Source organism: Caniella muris (assembly GCF_943193035.1).
In the GTDB taxonomy this organism is placed as follows: Bacteria; Actinomycetota; Coriobacteriia; order Coriobacteriales; family Atopobiaceae; genus Granulimonas; species Granulimonas faecalis.
Window position 1 is genome coordinate 1 of sequence record NZ_CALPCK010000004.1, and the last position, 1,229, is coordinate 1,229.

Sequence of the window (1,229 nt, forward strand, 5' to 3'; positions counted from 1 at the left end):
CTCCGAAAATCGGGGTCCAATGTTGACTGTCCTCGCCGAGCAGCATCCTGCCTGAACTGACGTGCGCCCCTGGAATGTGACCGATTTTGAGTAGAGTCCGACGCAAAGGAGTCGGACGAGAATGAAGCGCAGCAGGTTCAGCGAAGAGCAGATCATCGCGATCTTGAAGGAGCAGGAGGCGGGTATGGCGACGGCGGAGGTGTGCCGGCGCCACGGGATCAGCTCACCGACGTTCTACAAGTGGAAGTCGAAATATGGCGGGCTGGAGGTGTCCGAGGCTCGGCGGTTGCGGGCGCTGGAGGACGAGAACGCGCGGCTGAAGAAGCTGCTGGCCGAAGCGATGCTCGACAATGTCGTACTGAAGGATCTGGCCTCAAAAAAATGGTGACGCCCGACGCTAGGCGGGAAGCCGTCGCTCATGCTCGTAAGCATCACGGGCTGAGCGAGCGTCGGGCGTGCAGTCTTGTCGGCGTGAGCCGCCGGGTGATCCGGTATCAGCCGACGAGAGGCGATGATGCGCCCTTGCGGACGCGTCTGCGCGAGCTGGCGGCGGAACGCCGCCGGTTCGGCTATCGCCGTCTGGGCTATCTGCTGGCGCGGGAGGGCATGACGCCCAACCACAAGAAGCTGCGGCGCATTTACCGCGAGGAGAATCTGCGGGTCCGGCGTCGCGGCGGTCGCAAACGTGCGCTTGGAACGCGGGCGCCGATGCTGTTGCCGAACGGCCCGAACCAGCGCTGGTCGCTCGACTTCGTGTCCGACACGCTGACGTGCAGCCGGCGGTTCCGCATCTTGTGCGTGGTCGACGACTACGCGCGCGAGTGCTTGGCGCTGGTGGCCGATACCTCGCTGTCGGGCGCGCGGGTCGCTCGGGAACTGACGCGGCTGATCGGGCTGCGCGGCAAGCCGCACACGGTGGTCAGCGATAACGGAACCGAACTGACCTCGTCGGCCATCCTGCGCTGGTCGCAGGAACGTCAGGTCGAGTGGCATTACATCGCGCCGGGCAAGCCGATGCAGAACGGCTTCGTCGAGAGCTTCAACGGGCGCCTGCGGGACGAATGCCTCAACGAGACGCTGTTCACGTCGCTGGCCCATGCCCGGTTCGTGCTCGCCGCCTGGCAGCACGATTACAACCACGTCAGGCCGCACTCGAAACTGGGCGGGAAGACCCCCGCCGAGATCGCCGGCCAACGTGCCTGGGGGCATGCCCCCAGGCACGTTGCCAT

General features: G+C 65.3%; 1 protein-coding gene. It reads left to right on the forward strand.

Going from position 1 to position 1,229, the window contains the following annotated elements; all coding sequences use genetic code 11:
* Nucleotides 1-121 precede the first annotated feature (121 nt).
* Nucleotides 122-1,229 (forward strand): IS3 family transposase gene (locus NFR49_RS10125; RefSeq protein WP_251159485.1). Its coding sequence is split into 2 segments (ribosomal slippage), with 1,109 coding nucleotides annotated over them: nt 122-374 and nt 374-1,229; the frame shifts between segments, so codons are not numbered across the junction. This gene is flagged as partial in the annotation.